The 23,783-nt window shown below is 61.3% G+C and carries 16 protein-coding genes and 2 riboswitches; of the genes, 11 read left to right on the forward strand and 5 right to left on the reverse strand.

Features of this window, described 5'->3' with window-relative positions:
* Positions 1 to 81: 81 nt before the first annotated feature.
* The gene (gene dksA / locus ACM62Q_RS10125; protein ID WP_415036159.1) at positions 82 to 507 is read left to right on the forward strand and encodes an RNA polymerase-binding protein DksA; all 426 of its coding nucleotides are present in this window, start codon (positions 82 to 84) and stop codon (positions 505 to 507) included.
* A 78-nt stretch (positions 508 to 585) separates the two neighbouring features.
* On the opposite strand, the gene ACM62Q_RS10130 is transcribed toward dksA, so the two are convergent.
* Entirely contained in the window at positions 586 to 2,673 is a 2,088-nt protein-coding gene (locus ACM62Q_RS10130) for a diguanylate cyclase domain-containing protein (RefSeq protein WP_415036161.1), read from the reverse strand.
* Between the two features lie 198 nt (positions 2,674 to 2,871).
* On the opposite strand from ACM62Q_RS10130, the gene hrcA reads away from it, so the two are divergent.
* Both hrcA and hemH read left to right on the forward strand, forming a co-directional pair.
* Positions 2,872 to 3,903, forward strand: a complete 1,032-nt coding sequence (hrcA, locus tag ACM62Q_RS10135; protein WP_415036163.1) for a heat-inducible transcriptional repressor HrcA — start codon at positions 2,872 to 2,874, stop codon at positions 3,901 to 3,903.
* Positions 3,904 to 3,919: 16 nt separating this feature from the next.
* A complete protein-coding gene (gene hemH / locus ACM62Q_RS10140) occupies positions 3,920 to 4,951 on the forward strand; it encodes a ferrochelatase (RefSeq protein WP_415036165.1) in 1,032 nt (343 codons plus the stop codon).
* Positions 4,952 to 5,037: 86 nt separating this feature from the next.
* Here hemH and ACM62Q_RS10145 read toward each other — a convergent pair whose 3' ends face one another.
* On the reverse strand, positions 5,038 to 6,402 hold the full coding sequence (locus ACM62Q_RS10145; RefSeq protein ID WP_415036167.1) for a malonyl-CoA decarboxylase: 1,365 nt from the start codon (positions 6,400 to 6,402) through the stop codon (positions 5,038 to 5,040).
* 165 nt (positions 6,403 to 6,567) lie between these two features.
* A riboswitch (cobalamin riboswitch) is annotated at positions 6,568 to 6,765 on the forward strand.
* Positions 6,766 to 6,904: 139 nt separating this feature from the next.
* On the opposite strand from ACM62Q_RS10145, the gene ACM62Q_RS10150 reads away from it, so the two are divergent.
* The 7 genes from ACM62Q_RS10150 (at position 6,905) to ACM62Q_RS10180 (ending at position 16,999) form a co-directional block, all read left to right on the forward strand.
* Complete coding sequence (locus tag ACM62Q_RS10150) at positions 6,905 to 9,025, forward strand: TonB-dependent receptor (RefSeq protein ID WP_415036169.1); 2,121 nt, start codon at positions 6,905 to 6,907, stop codon at positions 9,023 to 9,025.
* Between the two features lies 1 nt (position 9,026).
* Positions 9,027 to 10,475, forward strand: a complete 1,449-nt coding sequence (locus ACM62Q_RS10155) for a PepSY domain-containing protein (RefSeq protein ID WP_415036171.1) — start codon at positions 9,027 to 9,029, stop codon at positions 10,473 to 10,475.
* 174 nt (positions 10,476 to 10,649) lie between these two features.
* Positions 10,650 to 12,338, forward strand: a complete 1,689-nt coding sequence (locus ACM62Q_RS10160; RefSeq protein WP_415036173.1) for an adenosylcobinamide amidohydrolase — start codon at positions 10,650 to 10,652, stop codon at positions 12,336 to 12,338.
* A 129-nt stretch (positions 12,339 to 12,467) separates the two neighbouring features.
* Positions 12,468 to 12,797 (forward strand): hypothetical protein, encoded by a 330-nt coding sequence (locus tag ACM62Q_RS10165; protein WP_415036175.1) that lies wholly within the window; start codon positions 12,468 to 12,470, stop codon positions 12,795 to 12,797.
* A gap of 150 nt (positions 12,798 to 12,947) precedes the next feature.
* Positions 12,948 to 13,167: riboswitch (cobalamin riboswitch) on the forward strand.
* A gap of 114 nt (positions 13,168 to 13,281) precedes the next feature.
* Positions 13,282 to 15,249 carry a TonB-dependent receptor gene (locus ACM62Q_RS10170; protein WP_415036177.1) on the forward strand — a complete coding sequence of 656 codons (1,968 nt, stop codon included), beginning with the start codon at positions 13,282 to 13,284 and terminating at the stop codon, positions 15,247 to 15,249.
* Positions 15,250 to 15,374: 125 nt separating this feature from the next.
* Entirely contained in the window at positions 15,375 to 16,442 is a 1,068-nt protein-coding gene (locus ACM62Q_RS10175; protein WP_415036179.1) for an exonuclease domain-containing protein, read from the forward strand.
* Positions 16,439 to 16,999 carry a mechanosensitive ion channel domain-containing protein gene (locus ACM62Q_RS10180; RefSeq protein WP_415036181.1) on the forward strand — a complete coding sequence of 187 codons (561 nt, stop codon included), beginning with the start codon at positions 16,439 to 16,441 and terminating at the stop codon, positions 16,997 to 16,999. The genes ACM62Q_RS10175 and ACM62Q_RS10180 overlap by 4 nt, the downstream gene beginning before the upstream one ends.
* A gap of 18 nt (positions 17,000 to 17,017) precedes the next feature.
* On the opposite strand, the gene ACM62Q_RS10185 is transcribed toward ACM62Q_RS10180, so the two are convergent.
* The 3 genes from ACM62Q_RS10185 to ACM62Q_RS10195 all read right to left on the reverse strand — a co-directional run bounded on the left by ACM62Q_RS10185 (position 17,018) and on the right by ACM62Q_RS10195 (position 21,014).
* Positions 17,018 to 18,394 carry a sodium-dependent transporter gene (locus ACM62Q_RS10185; protein WP_415036183.1) on the reverse strand — a complete coding sequence of 459 codons (1,377 nt, stop codon included), beginning with the start codon at positions 18,392 to 18,394 and terminating at the stop codon, positions 17,018 to 17,020.
* Positions 18,395 to 18,609: 215 nt separating this feature from the next.
* Positions 18,610 to 19,161: a phasin family protein gene (locus ACM62Q_RS10190; protein ID WP_415036185.1), complete on the reverse strand. Its 552-nt coding sequence runs from the start codon at positions 19,159 to 19,161 to the stop codon at positions 18,610 to 18,612.
* 224 nt (positions 19,162 to 19,385) lie between these two features.
* Entirely contained in the window at positions 19,386 to 21,014 is a 1,629-nt protein-coding gene (locus ACM62Q_RS10195; RefSeq protein WP_415036187.1) for a methyl-accepting chemotaxis protein, read from the reverse strand.
* Between the two features lie 258 nt (positions 21,015 to 21,272).
* Here ACM62Q_RS10195 and ACM62Q_RS10200 point away from each other — a divergent pair, with 258 nt between their 5' ends.
* Positions 21,273 to 23,672, forward strand: a complete 2,400-nt coding sequence (locus tag ACM62Q_RS10200; RefSeq protein WP_415036189.1) for a 3-hydroxyacyl-CoA dehydrogenase/enoyl-CoA hydratase family protein — start codon at positions 21,273 to 21,275, stop codon at positions 23,670 to 23,672.
* Positions 23,673 to 23,783: the final 111 nt, after the last annotated feature.

The following is a 23,783-nucleotide window of genomic DNA, read 5'->3' on the forward strand; positions in this document are numbered from 1 at the left end:
AGTGCACCATCGATCTTGCTTGCCACCCCCCGATCTTTCTGATATTTATCGCTTTTTTTGGCAACTGGAAGCGCTCAACCTATGGCAGAAGAATTGCTCCACAAACAGTTCGTTCCCTACGAGCCCAAAGCGGGCGAAGCGTACATGAACGGCAAGCAACTCACCCATTTCCGGAAAATTCTGGAGTCGCTGAAAAAGGAGTTGAGCGAGGACATCGACCGCACGGTACACACCATGCAGGACGAAGCCACGGTGTTTGCTGACCCGAACGACCGGGCGAGCCAGGAAACCGACATGGCAATCGAATTGCGTAACCGCGACCGCGAACGCAAACTGATCAAGAAAATCGACGAAACCTTGACCCGCATCGCCGACGACGATTACGGTTACTGCGACAAATGCGGCGTCGAAATCGGCATCAAGCGCCTGGAAGCCCGCCCCACGGCCACTCTGTGCATCGACTGCAAAACCCTCGATGAACTAAAAGAAAAGCAAATGGCCAAGTAAGCAGCCTCGATCGTTCTGTCGTAACGACCTGCCATAAAAAACCACCTTTACGGTGGTTTTTTGCTTTCAGCCCGGCGCTCAGCACGCCGTGCCGCCAGATCCATCGGCAGCATCGGCAAAGCGATAATCTCCCTTGCCCGCGGCCTTGACGGCGTACATTGCCGCATCGGCTGCGCGCATCAAGGCGTCTGCCGTGGCGGCGTGCTCGGGGTAAAACGCAATGCCAATGGAAGCCGAAACATGCGCGGCATCCTCACCCAAGAGAAAAGCCACCTGCAGGCTACGCAAAATGTTTTGCGCCACATGCACTGCACCGCCACGCCCTGAAACCTGCGACAAAATCACCGCAAATTCATCGCCCCCCAAGCGGGCCACGGTGTCGCTGTCGCGCACGCAGGCCAGCAGACGCCGCGCCACCTCCTGCAGCAAAAGGTCGCCGGCGGCATGGCCCAAGTTGTCGTTGACAGCCTTAAAGCCATCCAGATCAATGTAGAACAGCCCGCTCTGGGCATTGTTTCTTTCTGCCTGGGTCAAAGCCTGATTCAAGCGCTGGGCAAACAGGGTGCGATTCGGCAGCCCGGTGAGGCTGTCGTAATTCGCCTGGTGCCAAATGGTTTCCTCCTGCGCTTTATGGGCGCTGATATCTTCCATGAGCAAGACGAAGTGGGTGATTTCCCCGTCTTCACTGCGGATCGGCGAAATTCGCGCGCGCGCCCAGAAAACCTGCCCTTGGCGGGTTTTATTCTGCCATTCGCCTTCCCACAACTCGCCGGCGTTGATCGTCGCCCACAGGCGCTGATAGGTTTTCAATGGGGTCAGGCCGGATTGCCAGATGCGCGGGTTTTGCCCCAAAACGTCAGCCGCATCAAAACCAGTCATTTCGCTGAAACGTGGATTGACATATTCGATCAGGCCTTGGCGGTCGGTAATTACAGCCGCCGCCGGGCTGTGCTCGATGGCACTGGAGAGTTTGCGCAAGGTCGCCTCCGCCGCCCGGCGTTGGCTGATATCGCTGAACGTCACCACCGCCCCCAATAAATAGCCGTCGGCGTAAAGCGGGTGCGAGCGGTATTCGACCGGAATCGACGTACCGTCCATGCGCCAGAACACATCGCTATCGTCATGCACGGCCTGGCCGTCCTGCAAGGTGCGATGCAAGGCACAGCTTTGCGCGCTATGCGGCGTGCCGTCACTGTGGCGGGCATGGATGAGGGCGGGCAAATCCTTGCCCAAAAGCTGCTCCGGCTGCGCCCGCAGCAGGCGCACCGCCTCTGGGTTGGCCAGCGTGCAGCGCCCGCGCAAATCCATGCCAAGAATGCCTTCACCAGAAGATTCGATGAACAAACGCAATTGCGCCTCAGCCTGCTGGCGCTCGAGCACCTGCTCGCGCAATTCGGCGGTACGCTCCTGAACCAGCAACTCGGTCTGCGCTTTGGCTGTTTCCAATTCAAAAAGATGGCGGCGAAAGCGCACCAAACCAAACAGGATCAAGGCCGAAACCAGCGCCCAAACGATCAGGTGCATCATGCCGATGCGCCGCAACTGCACCGCCTCTTGCGCGCGCAAGGGCGGAGCCGGGAAGGACACGCTCAAACCGCCGCGAATATCGCCGATCTGATAACCCTGGTGACGGTGGCATTTCATGCACGGCTCTTCCACCTTCAAAGGGGCCATGAAACGAAAACGCTCGCCGCCTTCCTCACGCACGGTTTCGAGCACCTCGCCCGCCCCCCGGGTAAATTTTTCCAGTTGTACCGCCTCCCAGGCATCGGCCTGGTTTTTTGGATTGAGCGGCTTGAGACTGGTCAAATGCAGGCGTAAATCGGTGCGCTCGGCCACCACCTCGATCAACTGGCGCGTCATGTAGGCAGGATTGACCATGGTCAGCTCAACCCCGCTCGGCGTGGTGATTTCCCGCTCCGGCACTTTCAGATAAGGATTGGGCGGCGTGCGCTCGTCGATTGCCGCATAAACGCCACCGTGACGCGCATTCCACAGGCGCGCGGTTTCCACCATCTTGAAAACGAATTCGGCACGGTCTTGCGCCAAATGCATCAATTTGTGCTCGACCAAGGCCTGATTCCACAACCAGGAGGCCACCACCAACATCGTCCACACCACAACCGGGACCGGCCAATAACGATAGCGCAAGAGTATTCTCTGCATTTTTCCCATCCTTGCGAGCTGCACCGAACATTCCACATGAATATGTCGATTTCTGCCGCTTTGCTCACTGTTTTAGAATTGTAACAACAGAGCGCAAAGAAAACTGCGCGATGATTTTTCCTCGGTGTTTCTGAGACAAGCGCCCCAGCACGCACCATGCGCTCTGCGCCCCGCGCAGCTTTTGGGTAGAATCCGGCCATGCTCGATGATCGCTCCCATTCCCTGCTCAAAACCCTGATCGAACATTACATTGCCGACGGGCAACCGGTCGGCTCGCGCGCTTTATCGAAGTTTTCCCGACTCGATCTATCGCCGGCCACGATCCGCAATGTCATGGCCGATCTGGAGGACGCCGGTTTTGTCGCCAGCCCGCACACCTCTGCCGGGCGAGTGCCGACGGCACGCGGTTACCGCCTCTTCGTCGATCGTCTGCTCACCGTCGAGCCGCTCGCCGACAGTCAGCGTGACGCGATTGAAGACGCCTTGCAGGGACGGCCGAGCAAACAAATCATCGCCAGCGCCTCGCAGCTGTTATCCAACCTGACCCATTTTGCCGGCGTCGTCATCGCCCCCCGGCGCAGCGGGCAGCGCATCCGCCAGATCGAATTTGTCAGCTTGGCGAAAAAACGCCTTTTACTCATCATCGTCACCGGCGATGGCGACGTGCAAAACCGTATTCTCGAAGTCGACCGCGCCTACAGCCCCGCCGAACTCATCGCCGCCAGCAATTATCTCAACCAGAATTTCGCCGGTTTGGATTTTGAGCACATCCAGCAGCGCCTGGCCTGCGAAATCGACCAGTTACGCGATGACATCCGCCCGCTCATGGCGCTCACCCTGGAAGCGGGCAGCGCCGCGCTGAACGAGAGCAGTACGGCCTACGTCATTTCCGGGGAAAGAAACCTGCTCGATGTCGAAGAGCTTTCCTCTAACATGAAACGCTTGCGCGAGCTCTTCGATTTATTCGAGCAGCGCAGCAGCCTGATGCACCTGCTCGATATTTCCAATCAGGCCGAAGGCGTCAAAATTTTCATCGGCCAGGAATCCGGCATCGCCAGCCTCGATGAATGCAGCGTCATCGCCGCTCCCTATTCGGTCAATGGCGAAATCGTCGGCTCGCTCAGCGTCATCGGCCCCACCCGCATGGCTTATGAACGCGTGATTCCCATCGTAGACATCACCGCCCGCCTGCTCTCCTCGGCCCTGAGCCAAAACACGCATAACACTTAGAGCACATCCCCAGTTCATGCCCCGTTTTTTTCCCGAACCGCCGCCGCCCTCTGCCGCGCCCGCCTCACCAGCCGTCGTATTGATCAACCTGGGGACGCCAGAAGCCCCGACCGCGCCGGCGCTACGCCGTTATCTCGCCGAATTTCTTGGCGACCCGCGTGTCGTGGAAATTCCGCGCCTGATCTGGTGGCCGATTTTGCACGGCATCATTCTCACCACCCGACCAAAAAAATCTGCCGCCAAATACGCCGCCATCTGGACCCAAGAAGGCTCGCCGCTGCGCGTCCATACCGAAAAACAGGCCAAACTGTTGCAGGGCTATCTCGGTGCGCGCGGCCATCGGCTGACGGTCTGCTATGCCATGCGCTACGGCAAACCGGCACTGACCGAAGTGCTCGAGCAATTAAAAGCCGCTGGCCACTCGCGCATCCTGCTGCTGCCGCTCTACCCGCAATACGCCGCCAGCACCACCGCCACCGCCATCGATGTTGCCGCACAGTGGTTGACGCGCACGCGCAATCAGCCGCAGATACGCTTCGTGCGCGATTATCACGCGGACCCCGCCTACATCGCCGCGCTTGCCCAGAGCGTGCGCCGGCACTGGCAAATCAACGGCCACCTGGGTGAGCGCGACCGCTTGTTGATGAGTTTTCACGGGCTTCCCGAACGCAGCCGCCGCTTGGGCGACCCCTATTACGACGAATGCCTGGTCAGCGGCAAAGCCTTGGCCGATGCACTGGGTTTAAACGCAACACAGTACCGCATCAGTTTTCAATCGCGCTTTGGCAAAGCCACCTGGTTGCAGCCTTACACCACCGCCACTCTGGAAAATTGGGCGCGCGAAGGCATCGAACGCGTCGATGTCATCTGCCCTGGTTTTGCTGCCGATTGCCTGGAAACCCTGGAAGAAATTGCCCTTGAAGGCCGCGCTGATTTTCTCGCCGCCGGCGGCAAAAGCTATCACTACATCCCGGCGCTCAACGACGACCCTGCCTGGATCGAAGCCCTCGCCGACCTGACTGAACGGCAGCTGGCCGGCTGGCTGTAATATTTGCCTGCTGCCCCAGTTCGACAAAATTTGAAAATTCGTCAACACCAGGGCGCGCGACGCTCGCCTCTCCAAACAGGCATGCCTTACCGTGCTGCGACAGCAGCGGCCTGCTCAGCGTTTTTGCCGCCCCGCGCCAGCCGGCGCACCGCAGACGACATCGCCACCCGCCCCTGCCCGGCAAAGGCTTCCAGATTGCTTTCTAGCGCCTCCAGTTCGTAGCGGTAATTGACCATCATGCCCAAAGACTGTGCGAAGCCCTTGGTCGAGGTATCCGCCAGATAATTCAAACGCTCGATCTGCGCGCCATTGCCCAGATGAAAACGCGCCACGGAATCGTAGGGCAAAGGGCAGGCCCCGGCCCCGCGCTTGGCCTCTGCCAGGTAGTAAGCGGCCAGACGGCACAGCGGTTCGCGCAGGGCGCGCGCCTTGGCCTTATCTGCCGCCCAAGCCCCCTGTATTAAATCTTCCAGCGAAGCCTCCAGGCCGAATCGGGTTAAATTTTGTGGATTTTTACGCAGCCAGCTGACCAGACCGGGAATCGGGGACAGCGTGGCAAATTGGTCGAGTTTGGGAAAATCACGCGTCAAATCGTCGATCACCCGCTTCAACAAAAAATTACCGAAAGACACCCCGCGCAAGCCGGTTTGCGTGCTGGAAATGGAATAGAAAATCGCCGTATCGGCCTTTTTTTGATCAAACAAGGGTGCATTGACATCGAGCAACTCCTGCACATTGCCGGCCAGATGGTCCGTCAGCGCCACTTCGACAAAAATCAAGGGTTCCGCCGGCATGCGGGGGTGAAAAAAAGCATACAGGCGGCGATCGGCGTCCAGCCGGTTCTTCAAATCGTGCCAAGACTGGATTTCATGCACCGCCTCATACTCGATCAATTTTTCCAATAAGGCCGCCGGCGAATGCCAGGTCAGCCGCTGCAGTTCGAGAAAACCGACATCAAACCAGGCCGACAAGCGCGATTCCAGTTCCCGATCGAGCACCGCCAATTCGCGGTCGCTGTCCAGAAAACGCAGCAGATCGGCGCGCAGATCGACGAGAAATTTCACCCCCTGGGTAATGGCATTGAACTGCGTCAAAATGCGGATGCGCGCCGAACGCATCGCCGCCCGCAACGCCGCTTCCGCCTTCCACTGCTCCGGCGTCCCCACCGCCTGCTGATACGCCGCATGCGCCGCCGCCACCGCTTCGGGCTGCGGCCCGAACTCCACCGCGATCAAGTGCAGGAACTGCTGCCGCCCGGCATCGTCGAGCTGCAAATAAGTTTCCGCCAGCTTCGCCGCCCGAGCGCGCGCCGAAACCTCGCCGCCCTGCCCCGCCGCGCACTCGCGCAACTGCGCACGCAGCCGCTCGACGCCTTTCTCATTCAGCGAACGCCGCTTCTCCGGCGCCCCGACCAGCGCCCGCAAGCGCCCCATCCAGCTTTCGTTGTGCATGATCATCTCCTCCTTGCGAAACATTTTGCCTGCATCTTGGTAAAAGACAAAAAACAAACCAACGCAGCCCCCAAAGCACCGTATTTAGTCGGAAAGCAACAAAAACACACTACCAATAGTAAGAAAAACCCATTTTTCTGCTTGACAGCCCCCGCGCTGCGCCATAGACTGCGCCGCGTTGATGGTTCCCCTATGGGATGAAAAGGGAATCCGGTGAGAGTATCCGTACTCGAATCCGGGGCTGCCCCCGCAACTGTCATCGGCGAGCATTCTGCCCATCTTTGCCACTGGTCGCGTACCGGGAAGGCGGCAGAAAGCGTTGAGCCGAGAGCCAGGAGACCTGCCACAACCTTGACTGACCAACGATGGACGGGGTGTTCCTGACGATGGGTCGCGGTTCGGGCATCCTGCGCGCCCTTTGTGCTCTTGATGGGCGCTGGCGCACGCATGGCGCATCTTTCCCTCGGCTCGCCGGCGCACTCCGTTTTAACCGGAGTACACCATGCCTGCTCGCTCGATGACGACACCCCCCGAATTTCCTCCGTTTTTTCGGCTGACGGCTGCCGCCAGCGCACTTTTTTGCCTGGCGCAGTGCAGTTGGGCGCAAACCACTCTGCCGGCGGTCGAAGTCAGCGCGCCGCGCGATAGTGCCAGCCTGCATCTGGATCAGCCCAGCACGAGCGGCAGCCGGACCGGCCTGAGCGCGCGCGAATTACCGGCCAGCCTGAGCACGGTGGATGCCATGCAGATTGAAGAACGCGGCGATTACCAGATGCGTGAAGCGATCACCCGCGCCCCTGGCATCACCGATGTCGGCTCCGGCGGCACGGGGGGTTTATCCTTCTCAGCCCGGGGTTTCAGCGGCACCAATTCTGTCGGCATCGCCGAAGAAGGCATCCGCATCCAAACCGGTGCCGGCACACAAAACTACCCGGATAGCGCCTGGGGTTACGAACGCATCGAAGTGCTGCACGGCCCGGCCTCGGTGGTCTACGGCAGCGGCACCGTCGGGGCCACCCTCAATGCCGTGCGCAAAGCACCAAGCCGCACCGCCGCTCAGGAAGCCATTGCAGGCCTCGGCACCGACGGCCTCAAGCGCCTGGGGTTTGGTGCAGCTGGGCCGCTGGGAGAAATTGCCGCCTATCGCGTCGATATTTACGGCATGCACAGTGAGGGCTACCGCGAGCTGGGCGAAGCGCAGAGCGGCAAAATCCTCAGCCGCCTGCGCCTGCAGCCCGACAGCGCTCTACGCATCGATTTAACCGCTGATTACAGCCTGCAACGCCCTGAGCGTTACTGGGGCACGCCGCACGATAAGGGCCGCATTCTCTCCAGTCTGCGCCGGGAAAATTACAACGCGCACGATGCGCTCACCCGCTACGCTGACACCCGCCTGCGCGCAAACCTACAGTGGCAAGTCAATGACCGCCTCAGTGTAAGCAACGAGCTCTACCATTTGGCCTCGAAACGGCGCTGGAAAAACATCGAAAACTACCGCCTCAACCTTGCGGCCAACCGCGTGGAGCGTAGCGATTATCTGCAACTGGAGCATCAACTGGCGCAAACGGGCAACCGCCTGGAAGCCAGCTTCAAACAGGCAGGTCACCGCGCTGTGCTCGGTTGGGAAATGGCGCAAATAGATTTTCGCCACATCAACAATGCGCCCTACCGAGGCAGCTCCAATGTCAGCATTCGCGACCCAGAACACGGTTATTGGGCCAGCCCGGACCCTGTGCTGGCCAAGTTCGACACCTTCACCCGCATGCAGGCTTTTTATGCCGAAGAGGCCTGGCAGTTGGCCGACCAATGGCTCTTGCTTGCCGGCGTACGCCACGACCGCGCCCATGTTGCGCGCGATGAACTGATTGCCGGGCCGGATTTTCACAGCATCTTGCGCAGCACCTCCTGGCGTCTGGGCCTCACCCACTTTCTCGACCCCAACACCAGCGTGTACGCGCAGTATGGCGTCGGACACGACCCGGTCACCTCGATCATCACGCTCAATCTCGCCAATGCCGATTTCAAGCTGACGCGCGGCAAGCAAATCGAATTCGGAATCAAACAAACGCTGGGGCAAAACCTCGGCGAATGGCGCGCCGCCCTCTACCGCATCGACAAAGACGACATCATCACCCGCGACCCGAACAATGCCGCGCTTTCCGTACAAGGCGGCAGTCAGCACACCCAGGGCATAGAGCTGGCCGCTGCGCTGACGCCGTGGCGCAACTGGCGTTTCGAAGGCAATCTCAGCCGCTTGCAAGCCCGTTACGACGAACTCAATGAACGCCAAGGCGCTGGCAGCATCTCGCGCGCGGGCAAGGTGCCGGCCAACGTTCCCCAGTTCATCGCCAACCTCTGGGGGCATTACCGCTTTGGGGCCTGGCAAGCTTCGCTGGGGCTGCGCCATGTCGGCCATAGCTATGCCGACAACGCCAACACCTTCAAAATCGCCGCCTACACCGTCGCCGATGCCAGCCTTGCCTGGCAAATGAACCGCAAAACGACCTTGCGCTTGATCGGGCGCAATCTGGCCGACAAGGTCTATGCCACCCGCAGCTACAACAGCCAACTCATTTTGGGTGAGGCGCGACGTTTCGAGCTTCTGGCCGAAATGAAGTTCTGACATGGCCAGCGGGCCTCACAAGCGGATCCTGCACCTTGGCCACCGCTGGCTGGGTATCGGGCTCGCGCTCCTCATGCTGCTCTGGTTTGTCTCCGGGCTGATCATGCTGTTCATCGCCCGGCCGCAGTTGAGCGATAGCGAGCGTCTGGCCGCGCTGCCCGCACTCAGCGCGGCAGACATCCGCATCAGCCCCCGGCAAGCCTGGCACGCCCTGCAGTTGCCGGGCGCGCCGGAGGCACTGCGCTTGAATGTCGCCGCCAGCGGTACGGCCTACCGCATCCTTGCGCAGCAAACCTGGCACAGCATCGATGCCAGCAGCGGCACGCTTTTGCCGCCCGGCGACATCGCCCTGGCGCGCCAAAGCATCGAACGCCACGTCGGCCAAACGGCAATACACAGACTGCGCCCAATCCACATCGACCAATGGACGCTGTACCGCCGCTTCGATGCCGAACGCCCTTTTTGGCGCGCAGAACTCGTCGACGGCCGGCACTTTTATTTCTCCAGCCGCACCCACCAAATCGCTCTGGACAGCAGCCGCAGCGAGCGCATCTGGAACTGGTTGGGCAGCGTCAGCCACTGGATTTACATCACGCCCTTACGGCAAAACCCGCCTCTGTGGCGTCAAATCGTTTTGTGGGTGAGTTTTTTTGCCCTCATCCTCGTTGTCAGCGGTGCCTGGCTGGGCTGGCAGCGCTGGCGTCTGCGCACGCCTTACCGCGACGGGCGCAGCAGCCCTTACCGCAAGCGCTGGAAACGCTGGCATCATCTTTTCGGCTTGGCCTGCGCCCTGATCCTGTTTGGCTGGCTGCTCAGCGGCTGGCTTTCCCTTGCCCCACTCGGCTGGGCCGGCAACGGGGCCAAAAAACCGCCGGCACGAGCACTTGACATCGAGCAACTGACACTGATTCCCGAGATTGCCGCCGGTACCCGCGAAATCGAATGGTCACAGTTGGGCGGCACGCTTTTACGCAACGACAAAAGCGCAACGCAAAGCTTCATCCGTCCGGCAGGATTCGCCCCGCAAAGCCAGTTGTCGCTGGATGACATCACGAATGCCTTGCGCGGCATTCCCGATCTGCAGATCGCCCAGGCCCACTGGCAAACCGAAGCCGACAGCCGTTATTTTCCGCTGCGTCACCATCCGCGCAGTTTTCCCGTGGCGCGCATCACACTGGCGGACGCCAGCGTCCTCTACATTTCTCCGCACAATGGACGCATCGTTGCAAGCGCCCACCCGAACGATTTCGCCCAACGCTGGCTCTACCACGGCTTGCACCGCCTGGATTTCCCCATGCTGATCAACCCACCTTGGCTGCGCGAACTGCTCGTCGTCCTCCTCTCCCTCGTCGGCATCGCCTTCTGTCTGACCGGCATCGCCCTGGCCTGGTCGCGTTTGTCTCGAACCACGGACAGCGTGGGCTGCGCCAAGCAAAACACAGGCGGGTAACGGCAGCAAAGCGTAGTGCCGCCCAGCGCGTGCGGCGGCAATCAAAGGCCAGAGGGCAACAAGCGCAGCCCAGAGCGTTTTGATTTACTCAGAACCCCCTGAACGCGCCAGCGACAACAGGCAGGTTAAGCTTGCCGTCTTTTGCACTGCCGGAATTCGATAATGAAATCCAAAATGCTCCGCTCCCCCACTCGGGCGCTCTACCTGCTGCTCGCCCTGCTGGCAACCGCCCCGGCTGGTGCCGATCCAGCGGCGCTCATTCCAGAAGCAACCGCCGCCGAACTGCCGCAAGCCGCCCTGGCGCTGCCCGCCGAACTGGCTGCGACGGCAGAAATCGTGCGCGGCGAGCGCGACGGCGGGTGGGAAAAAACCCTGGTGCTGCGCTTTCCGACGGCGCGGCGCAGCCTGTCGACCAGCGACGGCCTGCTCGAGGCGCAGGCCGTATCCAACCACGCCGCGCATCCACGCATCTGGTCGGCGCTGGGCAGTGCCGGGCAGGGCTACAGCGACGCCATGCGCGAGAAAACGGCGCAGCGCCTGGGCCTGCCGCTCCCGGCTGTCGCCCAGATGTCCACCGCCGCCGACATGGACAAGCTCGCCATCGTCACCCGCCGCCACGGCCCGCTGATCGTCACCGTCCTGGCCACCGCCGGAGCGCGCAGCAACGCGCAGCGCACCGGTGTCGACAGCGGCAGCCATATCGAGGGCATCGACGATGCCTCCCAAGGCAAGCCCGCCGGCACCATCAACCTGCTGGCACTGAGCAATATCGAACTCAACGACGCGGCGCTGGCACGGGCGCTGATTACCGTCACCGAAGGCAAGACGGCGGCGCTGCAAGACCTCGCCGTGCCGAGCAGCTACACCCCCGGCGCGCAGGCCACCGGCACCGGCACGGACAGCATCATCGTCGTCTCCGGCACGGCCGCGCCGCGCGCCAGCTATACCGGCGGCCACAGCCGCATCGGCGAGCTGCTCGGCAAGGCGGCCCACGCGGCGGTGATCGAAGCCCTGGGCAAACAGAACGGTTTTTACCTGCCGGGCGCGCACACCTACGCCGATCCGCCCGCCATGCCGGCCAAAGCCGCAGGCGACCGACGCCTGGCGCTGCTGCATCTGAACCCGATTCCGGGCGACATCGCCGGCAACCGCCGCCGCATCGAAGCCGCCATCCGCGAAGCCACCCGCCACGGCGCAGACTGGATCGTCACGCCGGAGTTGGCCGAAACCGGCTACAACTTCGTATCGCGCATCGGCACCCACTGGATCGCGCCTTTCCCCGATGCCTGGATGCACCGGCTGGCCGCCATTGCCCGCGACAACCGGCTGGCGCTTTTCATCGGCTTCGCCGAGCGCGACCGCACCAAAGACACCCTGCACAACAGCGTGGCGGTGATCGACCGCGACGGCAGCATCCTTGGCAGCTACCGCAAGCAGCATCCGGTCGGCTCAGCGGAAGCCTGGGCCTTGCCGGGCGATCTGGGCGGCGTGTTCAAGGTCGATGGCATCAACGTCGGCACGCTCATCTGCGCCGATGCCTGGCGTCCCGCTCCGGCGGCGCGCCTGGCCCAGGCTGGCGCACGCATCCTCATTTCCCCCGCCAACTGGCCGCCAGCCGGGGCAGATGGACCGGGCGAGGTCTGGGAAAAACGCAGCCAGGAAACCCGCCTGCCGCTGCTCGTCGCCAACCGCACCGGCACAGAGCCGGAACTCGATTTCTCCGCCGGCGAGAGCGCCGTATCGCTGAACGGCAAACGCCTGTTCAGCTTCAGCGCGCCGAATGGCGGCATTTTTTACGTAGACTGGGACGGCGAGCGGAGCTTCCGCGAAGTCAGGCCGCCCACTTCCCGCAAAGAAAAATGATACGCGCCGATTCAGTCCGGCACATGCGAGAATCGCCGGCCATCGATTTTCAAGACAGCACGCGTGCCACTGCCCCCCTCACCTCCTACGCCACCCCCGCCTTCTGCCCACGGCTTGGCGGTAGGTCTGATGTTTGCCGCCACCGCCGAGCAATTAAACGCCCACTACGAATACGGCACATGGCTAAAGCCAAGACAACTCACACTGGCGATGGAGGAATGGCAACAGCGCCGAGGCGCAGCTTTGCCAGAAAAACGACGGCACCAATTGGCTGAACTCGCCACGACACTTGCGCAACACATGGCCACAACACTCTCCCGCGAGGCAGGTCTGCATGCCGCCCACGACATGCGCGAGGCACTTGATCCGCGTCATGAATCAGCCTTCAGCCAAATCCTCCTGGAAGAATGCGCACGTTTGATCATAGCTGCCGAACAAGGCGAAAACACTAACGCCTAAAAAACAGGCGGCACAAAAAAATCCTTGCCAGACAGCGCTTTGCCGCAAAGCTCCCCGGCAAATCCACATACTTACCCACAGATTCCGGGGATAACTCGCTCCAGCGCAGCGCGATAGTTTTCGCGCACAAAAACACATCCCTGCTGCGCTATAATGCGCCCCGTTCCAGGTGCCGCCGACTGTTTTCAGTCGCGGTGAAACGGGAAAGCGGTGCGCCCCCTCATAGGCAACCCCGCTGCTGCCCCCGCAACGGTAATCAAGTGCGGGCGTATCCATTGCGATTGAGCAACTGCCACTGGGTATTTCACCTGGGAAGGCGATACGCCAAAACTTGTCAGCCCGGAGACCGGCCTTGAACACCCTCATCGTGCTGCGGGGAAGTGGCGCTGGCGGCTCCTGCCTCCTTCCTGGCTCCTTCCTTTCTCTGCGCATTTTTCAACGCAACCGACGTGCGGGGACGCGCGCCGGGAAAAAGGAATCCAACATGCAACACAGCCTCCACCCTGCGGCAGCTCTTCTGCTGCCGCTTTTCGCCGGCAGCCTGCACGCGCAGAACAGTCTCGAACCGGTCGTCGTCACCGCAACCCGTTTTGAAACGGCGGCACAGGAGCGCCCAATCGCCGCTCAGGTCATCACCGCCGAAGAAATCCGCAACAGCGCGGCAACCACCCTTGGCGAGGTGCTCAACAAAATCGGCGGCGTGCATACCCGGATGAACCTACTCGGTATCCCGGACAGCCCACTGGATCTGCGCGGCTTCGGCGTGACCGGGGATCAGAACACCCTGGTGCTGGTCGACGGCCAGCGCATCTCCGAGAACGAACTCGCATCGGCCCGTATTTCGTCGATTCCGCTGGACTCCATCGAGCGCATCGAGATCCTGCGCGGCTCGGGCGCTGTCCTCTACGGCGGCGGCGCAACCGGCGGCACCATCAACATCATCACCCGCTCAACGATCAATACGCCCCTTTCCGGCAACGTCTCCACCCGCATCGGCAGCCACGACCTGCGCGAAGTGCGCGGCGGCGTGCGCGCTGGCGGCGAAATGTGGGGGCTGCGCCTGAACGCCCAGCATTACAAGACCGACAATTACCGCGACAACAACGCAGCCGAACAGAATGCCGGCAGCGGCGAATTGCGTTTCGGCAACAAGGAAGGTTTCGTCGCACTCGGTTTCAACGTCGACAGCCAGAACACCCGCCTGCCCGGCGCACGCAGCGAAGCGCTGCTCAAAACCGACCGGCGCGGCGCCAACACCCCCTTCGACCATATGAGCACCGACAGCCGCCTGCTCACCTTGCGTGGCGAGAAGCGTCTGGGCGAAATCACCCTGGCGCTGGACATCAGCGATCGGCACAAGAAGGCCGACATGTTCAACGATTCGGCCTGGGGCAGCACGCGCGCCAAGACCGACGTCGATGTCACCACGGTCTCCCCGCGCCTGTTGTGGTCGACATCCTTCGCACGAGTCGACAACCAGTTGACGGTCGGTGCCGACTGGAGCCGCTGGTCGTATGAGAACGACACCGCCGCCACCGGCTGGATGACGCCACTCGACCAAGAAGGCAAGCAGAAAAACCGCGCCGTCTACCTGCGCAACGATGCCTACTTCACTGCCACGGGCACCCGCCTGAGCATCGGCGGGCGCAAGGAGCGCGTTCAGCAAACCCAGCGCGAAACCCTGGCCGGGCCGAACAACAGCAAGGAAACCGACCATCTGTCCGCCTACGAAATCGCCGTGCAGCAGGATCTGTCCGCCGGTTTCAGCGCCTATGGCCGGATTGGACGCAGCTTCCGAGTCGGCAACATCGACGAGAACCGTTGCTGGTTCGCGCCCTGCGCATCGGCACTCAAACCCCAGCGCTCGCACGACAAAGAAATCGGCACCAACTGGCGCGGCCAGCGCAGCGACATGCGCCTGAGTCTGTTCGAGATGGACATCACCAACGAAATCCACTACTTCGCGCCGACCTTCTCCAACATCAACCTCGACCCCACCCGCCATCGCGGCCTCGAACTCGAAGGCCGCACCTGGCTCACCGACACGCTCGACGTTTCCGCCCGCTACACGCGCACCCAGGCCCGCTTCCGCAAAGGCAGCTACGGTGGCGTCGATGTTTCCGGCAACGACGTACCGCTGGTACCGAAAAACCGCCTCAGCCTGAATCTCGGCTGGGAATTCCTGCCCGCCACCCGCCTCGGCCTGAGCGCCACCTATGTCGGCAACCAGCGCTATGACAACGACCAGACCAACCGCTTCCGCAAGATGCCGAACTACACGGTGGTCGATCTGAAGCTGAGCCACGATCTGAAGCGCTGGCGTTTTGCGGCCGGGGTGAACAATCTGCTGGACAAGAAGTTCTATTCTTACGGCACCACCAACGGCACCACCTTCAACGCCTATCCGGAAGATCGCCGCAACGCTTACGTGAGCGCCGAATACCGCTTCTGACCACGCTTTCGCACCACATCGCAACCCGGCCGCCGCACATGCCGGGTTTTTTCTTGCCATAGCCTTACCGTTCCCCTCCCCCCACTTTTACGCCACAATGCCGCCTTTTCCCACCGGCACCGCCCATGCAAGCCCTCGCCTTCGTCGATCTGGAAACCACCGGGGCCACCTCGTCCGCCGACCGTATTACGGAAATCGGCATCGTCACGGTGGATGCTGACGGGGCGGTGGAGGAATGGCAGCAGTTGGTCAATCCCGGCGTGCCGATTTCGCCCTTCATCGAAAATCTCACCGGCATCAGCAATCGCATGGTGGCCAGCGCGCCGCCGTTCGCGGCGGTGGCCGATGAAACCCTGCGGCGCTTGCAGGGGCGGCTGTTCGTGGCGCATAACGCGCGCTTCGATCACGGTTTTTTGAAGCATGAATTCAAACGCGCCGGCGTGCGTTTCAAGGGACCGGCGCTGTGCACGGTCAAACTGTCGCGCGCGCTCTATCCGGAACAGCAGCGGCACAGTCTGGATGCGCTGATTGAGCGCCACGGCCTGCAAGCGGCGGCGCGGCACCGGGCGCTGGCCGATGCGCAACTGATCCACCAGTTCTGGCAGATCGCGCATCGGGAGCGCTCGCCGGAACAGATCGCCGCCGCCATCGCGGCGCAAAATCCGCCCTGCGTGCTGCCGCCGCAAATCGACCCGGCGCTGGCCGACGACCTGCCGGAAACGCCGGGGGTGTTCATTTTGCAGGACGCCGAGGCGCAGGTATTGTGGATCAGCCGCGCCGGCAACATCGCCCGCCAACTTTCGCAGTTTTTTGCCGCGCCGGAAAAAACCAGCCGCGACCGCCAGGTGCGCGAGCAAGTGCAGCGCATCCTCTGGCACGAAACCGCCGGCGAGATCGGCGCGCGCCTGCTCGAAGCGCGGCTGCGCGCCCTCTCGCCGCCCAGCCTGCAACGGCCCCGACGCCACAGTGGCGGCCCGGCGCCGCGCTGGCCCTTTGCCGGCCCGGCCATGCTGCGCGAACTGTCCACCCTGCATCTGGTCGATCAGTGGCGTTACCTGGGTACGGCGGAAACGCCGGACGCTCTCCCCGCCCTGCTCAACAGCGCACGCCCCAGTTTTGATGCCGATATTTACGCCATTTTGAGCAAACACGCCGAACACCTGCGCCCGCTCGAGCTCATCACGCCCTCATGAAAATCAAAAATTATCTGCCCGACTGGGCCTTGCCCTGGCTATCCGACATCACACTCGGCCTGCAAATCGCAGCCGCCGTGCTGCTCGCCTTTTTATTACGCGCCTTGTTGCACTGGCTGATCCGCCGCCTGGTACATCGCCACAATCTGCCGCTGGAATTGATCGTCGGCGGCGGGCGCATCAGCACGGCACTAATCTTCGGTGCCCTGACCCTCTTCATTCTCGATCGCTTCGGGGTTTCCAGCATGGTGCTCTGGGGTGCGATTACCGGATTTACCACGGTGGCTGCCGTGGCTTTTTTCGCCGCCTGGAGCGTGCTGTCCAACCTGTTCTGCTCGGTGCTGATCTACACCACCCGCCCGTTTCGCCTGCATGACCACATCGAAATTCTGGAAAATGGCGACAAACCCGGTCTGGGTGGCGAAGTGCTGGACATCCACCTGATCCACACGACCCTGCGCGAAACCCTGCCCGGCAAGGAAGCCACGCTGCTACAGGTACCCAACAGCCTGTTCTTTCAACGCATGGTGCGGGTAAAAATCAGCGATCCGGCCTGAGAAACCCAAGCCACAGGCTCAACCAAGCACCCCCAGGACGTGCAAAAAGATAATCAAGATGGCCACCGGCGAAACAAAGGCCAGCACGCGATACCAAAAAACAAACGCTGCGCCGCGCAGGCCGATTTCCTCGGCCACATCGGCACGGCGCATGACCCAGGCGGTAAAGAGGGCAATCAGCAAACCGGCGAGCGGCATCAAAAATTTTGTCGTTGCCGTATCAAGCAAATCGAACAGACCCAGCCCGAACAGGGAAAACCCTTTCCAGTCGTTGAACGAAAAAGCCACGGCCACACCCAGCAGCCAAATCGCCAGCGTCACGCACAGCACCGCCTGACGCCGCCCCATGGCAAAACGCTCAACCAGCAAAGTGACGCTCGGCTCGAGCAGCGAAATCGAGGAAGTCCAGGCGGCAAAAACCACCAGCACAAAAAAAAGAAAACCGATCGCCTGCCCACCGGGCATTTGCGAAAAGGCCAGCGGCAAGGTTTGCAGCAACAATCCCGGCCCGGCTTCCGGGGCCAGACCTTGCGCAAAAACCACGGAAAAAATCGACAAACCCGCGAGCAAAGCCACCACCGTATCGGCCACTGCCACCTGCAGACAGATTTTCGGAATCGAGGTATCCCGATCCAAATACGAACCGTAGGTAATGATCGCCCCCATGCCCAGGCTCAAGGTAAAGAAGGCGTGCCCCATGGCGGCGAACAGCACACCCCGATTGAGCGCGGAGGCGTCGAAATGAAAGAGAAAGCGCCAGGCCGCCGGCAAATCGGCCGCATAAGCGCCATAGCCGACAAGAAATAGCAAAATCGCAAAAAGACCCGGCATCATGATTTTGTTCGCCCGCTCGATGCCGGCGGTCACTCCGCCCAACACCACCACGGCGGTCATCGCCATAAAAAGGCTATGCCAGAAAATCAGGCGAGCTGGATTGGCGAGCAAATCGGCAAACGCCTGCGCAAAAACTTCTTTCGATGCCGCCGCAAACCCTCCCGCCGCCTGCCAGGTATATTCCAGCACCCAGCCTGCAACCACGCTGTAAAACGCCAGAATCAGAAAGGAGCCGATGATGCCAACATAGCCGATCACCACCCAGAACCTCTGCGCCCCCGCTTCTGCCACCAAGGCACGCATCGTTCCCACCGGGCTGGCCTGACCGCGCCGCCCAAGCAAGGTTTCAGCCATCAACAGCGGTACGCCGATGATCAAAATACAGGCCAGATAAACCAGCACAAAGGCGCTGCCGCCATTGCTGCCCGTCATGTAGGGAAATTTCCAGATATTACCCAGGCCCACGGCGGAACCTACCGTGACCAGAAAAAACCCCCAGCGACTCGACCAATGCGCCCGTGCCACGCTGGCCTGTGCCTGTACCTGCCCCTCACCACTCATCGCCCGCTCTCCCGTACACGCAAACCCTCCCTAAACGCAAGCCCCCAGAACAGGAGCGCTCTACGTCTTGCAGCGGGCGTGATTCTACGCTGTTCGTGCAAAAATCCGGGAATCTGCTCGAGGCCGCCAGGGTCAGCCAGAAAATATCTGCGCTGCCGTAAACGCAAAAACCGGGGTTGCCCCCGGTTTTGTTTTACAACTGGTTTGCCTGAAGCTTAGGCGGCCTTTTTGCCGGCCTTCGGTGCAGCGGCAGAAGCCGCCTTGATAGTCGCTTCGGTAGCAGCGGCGACGGAGGCTTCGGTCACTTCAGCCGCCTGCTTGGCGACCTTGTTCAGGTTGCCCATGGCTTCGTTGGCCGACTGCATGGCCGACTTGACGGCGGCCACGGCCACTTCCGAACCCGCCGGAGCCGATTCCAGCGCCTTTTCAACGAAACCGGAAACCTTGGCCTTGGTGTCGGCCACATGGGTTTCGACTTCCTTGGCGATCTTGTCCTTGGCTTCGGTCGCAATGGCGATCACGTTGCGCGAGTACTCGACACCCTTTTCCAGGCTGGGGGTGGCGATGCTCTTCTGCAGTTCGATCAGGCTGGGCAGATCCTTGGCACCCAGGAGGATGTTCAGGTTGCTGATGCTGGCTTCGACGGCCGAGCGGGCAGCAGCCAGGTTGAGCACAGCCAGACGCTCGACGCCGTTGAGCACGGTGTTGGCGACGAACAGGGAAAAGTTGATGCCGGATTGGGCGAATTCTTGCGGTTTGAAATTCATGAGTTTCTCCAGGGGTTTTTTGTAGGGCAACACCGCAATACATACGCCTGCAAGGCACAAATGCTGCGGTGCAACATGGCGCTATTCTAATAGGTCACTCGGAGATGTCAAGCGTTTTGTGCGGCGCAACAAAACACCCAATGAAAAAGCCCAGCTTATTTCAAGCTGAGCTTTTCAGTTTTACGCAGCGCCGCAAAGCACAGTGCGCGGCGCACAGAAACTTTTTACAAGCGGAAGCGCCCGACGATTTCCTGCATGCGCTGTGCCGTGTGATCCATGCTGCGTGCTGCCGTCGCGGTTTCGTGGGCAATCGCGCTGGCCTCTTCCGACTGCGTCGCCACCTGCTCGATCTTCACCGCAACGTCGGTGGAAGCCGCCGATTGTTCGCGCAGGCCGCTATTGACCTCATTGACCACTTCCGCCACCTGCTGCGCCATTTCCTTCAATTGCGCAATCGCGGTGCCGGCGCGCTGGGCGAGTTCGACACTGCTATTGGACAAATCGACACCATGTTGCACACCCGCCACGGCCTGGCTCGTAGACTGCTGAATGGAGGTGACCATGCCGCGGATTTCGCCGGTCGATACTGCGGTGCGTTCGGCCAGTTTGCGCACTTCGTCCGCCACCACGGCAAAGCCGCGCCCGGTTTCGCCCGCCCGGGCGGCTTCGATGGCGGCATTCAGGGCCAACAAATTGGTCTGATCGGCAATGTCGCGGATCACATCGACAATGCTGGAGATTTTTTCCGATTCGTCGCGCAAACCGTTAATCACTTGCGAGGCCTGATGCACGACATCGGACATCTGGTTGATCTGCCCGACCAATTCCTCGATCGCGCCATGCCCCAGCTCGGCTTGCTCATCGGAAGCATTGGCCAGACGCGCCGCTTCGCTCGTGTTTTCAGAAACGTGGTTAATGGACACCGTCAGCTCTTCAACGTTCGCCGCAATCGCTGAGGCCGCAGTGCTCTGCACGGTGGCGGATTGGTCGATCAATTCCACCGCGTGATTGAGCGATTTCGATGCTTCGATGATTTCGTTTGCACTCTGGCGCGTTTCGCCCATGGCCTGACGCAAGGCATTTTGCATCCCCCCCACGCCGCTCAACAAACGGCCGATTTCATCGCGCCCGGCTTCGGGCAAATCACCGGTCAAATCACCGCCGGCAATACGCTGCGTCGCGGTGACGGCTTCATTTAGCTGCCGCTCCATGCGCTGCGCGATGAACCAGGACACCAGCAAAGCCAGAAACGCCCCGGCAATCAGGCTCACCAGGCTGGACTGCACGCCGAAAGCCACCGCCGCTCCCGCCTTCTGCGACTCCTGATCCGCCCCGCTGCGATTGATTTTCGCCAGCTCATCCGTTTTGTCGCGCACCAAATCAGCGGTCTTGACCCAGCTCGTGCGCCGCAAAGCCTGTGCTCCTTCTTCATCGCCCTTTTGCGCCAAGGCAATCGCCTTATCGACTTCCGCCTTATAGGCCGCAACCGCCTTGACCGTATCGGCGAGAACCTGGCGCTCTTCATTGTTGGCAATGAGCTGTTCATGATTTTTCAAAGCTTCCTGCAAGGAAGCGTCCAGCTTGCCCAAGCTCTGCTGGATTTTTTCTTTTTCTTCCGCACTGCCCGGCAGCATGTATTCCAGGCTGCGCACACGAAAACGCAAACGCAACTGGCTGATTTCACCCGCACTTTGGATCGAAGGCAGCCAACTTTTGGCGATTTCCTCGGTATGCCCGCCGACGGCGCGAATCTGAAAACCCAAAAAAACGAGGGCCACCAACAGTATTCCGCCGCTCAGCACAAAATTGACCAAAAGCTTGTAGCGCAGCGATAAATGATCGAATCCGCCCATGATTTCCCCCATGTTCAAACAATGTTACAGACAGGAAAATTTTAGCCCAAACGCCCATCTGTACAAGAAGTATTTTTCTGGCAAAACCCTTGTCGGACAGCCCATTCGGCGGATTCATGCCGTGCTCATCGGATCGATTTCTTCCTCCGCCGTAAATACGCTGACAAAAGCGCGCAAAAAACACTTGACCCGATACGTACGCCGCCTATAATTCAAACGTTCGTTTTATTTCAACGACCACAAAAAAGGAGACACAACTTGAACCCACTCATCGTCAAGAAAGCCGCCGTACTCGGTGCCGGCGTGATGGGCGCGCAGATTGCGGCGCACCTTGCCAATGCCGGCGTGCCGGTGCTGCTCTATGATTTACCCGCCAAAGACGGCGCGCCGAACGCCATTGTCGATAAAGCGCTGGCGGGTTTGAAAAAGCTTGAGCCCGCGCCGCTTTCCAGCAAAGACAAACTGAAATACATCGACGCGGCCAATTACGATCAACACCTGCCCTTGCTCTCGGGCTGCGACCTCGTTATCGAGGCCATTGCCGAGCGCATGGACTGGAAGCACGATCTCTACGCCAAAATCACCCCCCACCTGTCGGCCAATGCCTTAATCGCTTCCAACACCTCCGGCCTGTCGATGAATGCGCTGGCCGAAGGCTTGCCGGAAGCCGTGCGCCCGCGTTTCTGCGGCATTCACTTTTTCAATCCGCCGCGCTACATGCCGCTGGTCGAAATCATCGCCACCGCCGACACCGATCCCGCCACACTCGATCAACTGGAGACCTGGCTCACCTCGCGCCTGGGCAAGGGCGTGGTGCGCGCGCTCGACACGCCCAATTTCGTCGCCAACCGCATCGGCGTGTTTTCGATTCTCGCCGTCATGCACCATACGGCGGCCTTCAAGCTCGGTTTCGACGAAGTCGACGCGCTGACCGGCCCGCGCATCGGCCGCCCGAAGAGCGCCACCTACCGCACCGCCGACGTGGTCGGTCTGGACACCCTGGCGCACGTGGTGAACACCATGCGCAACACCTTGCCGGACGATCCCTGGCACGCGCACTTCAACAACCCGGCCTGGCTCACCGCCCTGATCGAACAAGGCGCGCTCGGCCAGAAGACCCGCTGCGGCATCTTCCGCAAGCAGGGCAAGGAAATCCAGGTGCTCGACCTGGCGGCGCGCGATTACCGCGCCTCCGCCGGAGCCGTGGCCGATGACGTGGCGGCCATTCTCAAGCTGAAAAACCCGGCCGAGAAATTCGCCGCGCTACGCCAAAGCGCGCACCCGCAGGCGCAGTTCCTGTGGGCGATTTTCCGCGACGTGTTCCACTACTGCGCGGTGCAGCTCGAACACGTCGCCGACAACGCGCGCGACCTCGATCTCGCCATGCGCTGGGGCTTCGGCTGGGCGCAAGGGCCGTTCGAGACCTGGCAGGCCGCCGGCTGGGCCGACATCGCGCAGGCCATCGCCGCCGACATCGCCGCCGGCAAAACCATGTCCGGCGCGCCGCTGCCGGCCTGGGCGCTGGAAGCCAGCCGCAGCGGCGTGCACACGCCGGCAGGTTCCTATTCGGCACGGCGCGGCACTTACGTCGCCCGCTCGACGCTACCGGTGTACGCCCGCCAGCTCTTCCCGGAGCAGGTGCTCGGCGAAGGCCGCGCGATGCCGGAAAAATCCGGCGAAACACTGTTCGAGAACGACGGTGTGCGCCTGTGGCGTCTGCCCGAGCAGGATGCCGGGATCGGCATTCTTTCCATCAAGTCGAAAATGCACACCATCGGCGACGAAGTGCTCGATGGCGTCATCGCCGCCGTGCGGCAGGCAGAAACGACGCTGGACGGGGTCGTCGTCTGGCACGAAGCGCCGTTCGCGGTCGGGGCCAATCTGGCGCAGGTGGCCGAAGCCCTCACCGCCGGCCAGTTCGATCTGCTGGAACAGACCGTGGAAAAATTCCAGCGCGCATCGCAGACGCTGAAATACGCGCAGGTGCCGGTCGTCGCCGCAGTACAGGGCATGGCGCTGGGCGGCGGCTGCGAATTCGTCATGCACGCTGCCAAGCGTGTGCTGGCACTGGAAAGCTACGTCGGGCTGGTGGAAGCCGGGGTCGGCCTGATTCCGGCGGGCGGCGGCTGCAAGGAATTCGCCGTGCGCGCCGCTGCCTGGGCCGCGCAATCGGCGGTGCCGGGCGAGGTCTTCAACTACCTGCAACCGGTTTTCCAGACCATTGCCATGGCCAAAGTGGCGAAAAGCGCGCAGGAAACCATTGATTACGGCTTCGCCCGCCCCAGCGACACAGTGTTGTTCAACGCCCACGAACTCCTCTGGGTGGCGATCCGCGAGGCGCGCAATCTGGCAAACGCAGGTTTCGCGCCGCCGCCCATGGCACGCGACATTGTCGTCGCCGGGCGCACCGGCATCGCCACCTTCGAGATGATGCTGGTGAACATGAAGGAAGGCGGGATGATTTCCGCCCACGATTATCAGGTCGCCAAAGCTGCCGCCACCGCCCTGTGCGGCGGCGATATCGAAGCCGGCAGCCGGGTCGACGAGGAGTGGCTGCTCACCGTCGAACGTCGGCTGTTCGTCGATCTGCTGAAAAATCCGCTCACCCAGGCCCGCATCCGGCACATGCTGGAAACCGGCAAACCGCTGCGCAACTAAGCCCGGCGAGGAGACATAGAGAATGAACAAACAAATTCAGGACGCCTACATCGTTGCCGCCACCCGTCTGCCGGTGGCGAAGAAAAACGGCATGTTCAAGAACGTGCGCCC

This window comes from Azonexus sp., assembly GCF_047638095.1.
Classification (GTDB): domain Bacteria; phylum Pseudomonadota; class Gammaproteobacteria; order Burkholderiales; family Rhodocyclaceae; genus Azonexus.

Coding starts and splice junctions, on each gene's coding strand:
- ACM62Q_RS10185 (WP_415036183.1), bottom strand. CDS start 18,394: ATGAGTGGTGAGGGGCAGGTACAGGCACAGGCCAGCGTGGCACGGGCG.
- ACM62Q_RS10145 (WP_415036167.1), bottom strand. CDS start 6,402: ATGCACAACGAAAGCTGGATGGGGCGCTTGCGGGCGCTGGTCGGGGCG.
- dksA (WP_415036159.1), top strand. CDS start 82: ATGGCAGAAGAATTGCTCCACAAACAGTTCGTTCCCTACGAGCCCAAA.
- ACM62Q_RS10190 (WP_415036185.1), bottom strand. CDS start 19,161: ATGAATTTCAAACCGCAAGAATTCGCCCAATCCGGCATCAACTTTTCC.
- ACM62Q_RS10180 (WP_415036181.1), top strand. CDS start 16,439: ATGAAAATCAAAAATTATCTGCCCGACTGGGCCTTGCCCTGGCTATCC.
- ACM62Q_RS10165 (WP_415036175.1), top strand. CDS start 12,468: ATGTTTGCCGCCACCGCCGAGCAATTAAACGCCCACTACGAATACGGC.
- hrcA (WP_415036163.1), top strand. CDS start 2,872: ATGCTCGATGATCGCTCCCATTCCCTGCTCAAAACCCTGATCGAACAT.
- ACM62Q_RS10170 (WP_415036177.1), top strand. CDS start 13,282: ATGCAACACAGCCTCCACCCTGCGGCAGCTCTTCTGCTGCCGCTTTTC.
- ACM62Q_RS10130 (WP_415036161.1), bottom strand. CDS start 2,673: ATGCAGAGAATACTCTTGCGCTATCGTTATTGGCCGGTCCCGGTTGTG.
- ACM62Q_RS10195 (WP_415036187.1), bottom strand. CDS start 21,014: ATGGGCGGATTCGATCATTTATCGCTGCGCTACAAGCTTTTGGTCAAT.
- ACM62Q_RS10155 (WP_415036171.1), top strand. CDS start 9,027: ATGGCCAGCGGGCCTCACAAGCGGATCCTGCACCTTGGCCACCGCTGG.
- hemH (WP_415036165.1), top strand. CDS start 3,920: ATGCCCCGTTTTTTTCCCGAACCGCCGCCGCCCTCTGCCGCGCCCGCC.
- ACM62Q_RS10160 (WP_415036173.1), top strand. CDS start 10,650: ATGCTCCGCTCCCCCACTCGGGCGCTCTACCTGCTGCTCGCCCTGCTG.
- ACM62Q_RS10150 (WP_415036169.1), top strand. CDS start 6,905: ATGCCTGCTCGCTCGATGACGACACCCCCCGAATTTCCTCCGTTTTTT.
- ACM62Q_RS10175 (WP_415036179.1), top strand. CDS start 15,375: ATGCAAGCCCTCGCCTTCGTCGATCTGGAAACCACCGGGGCCACCTCG.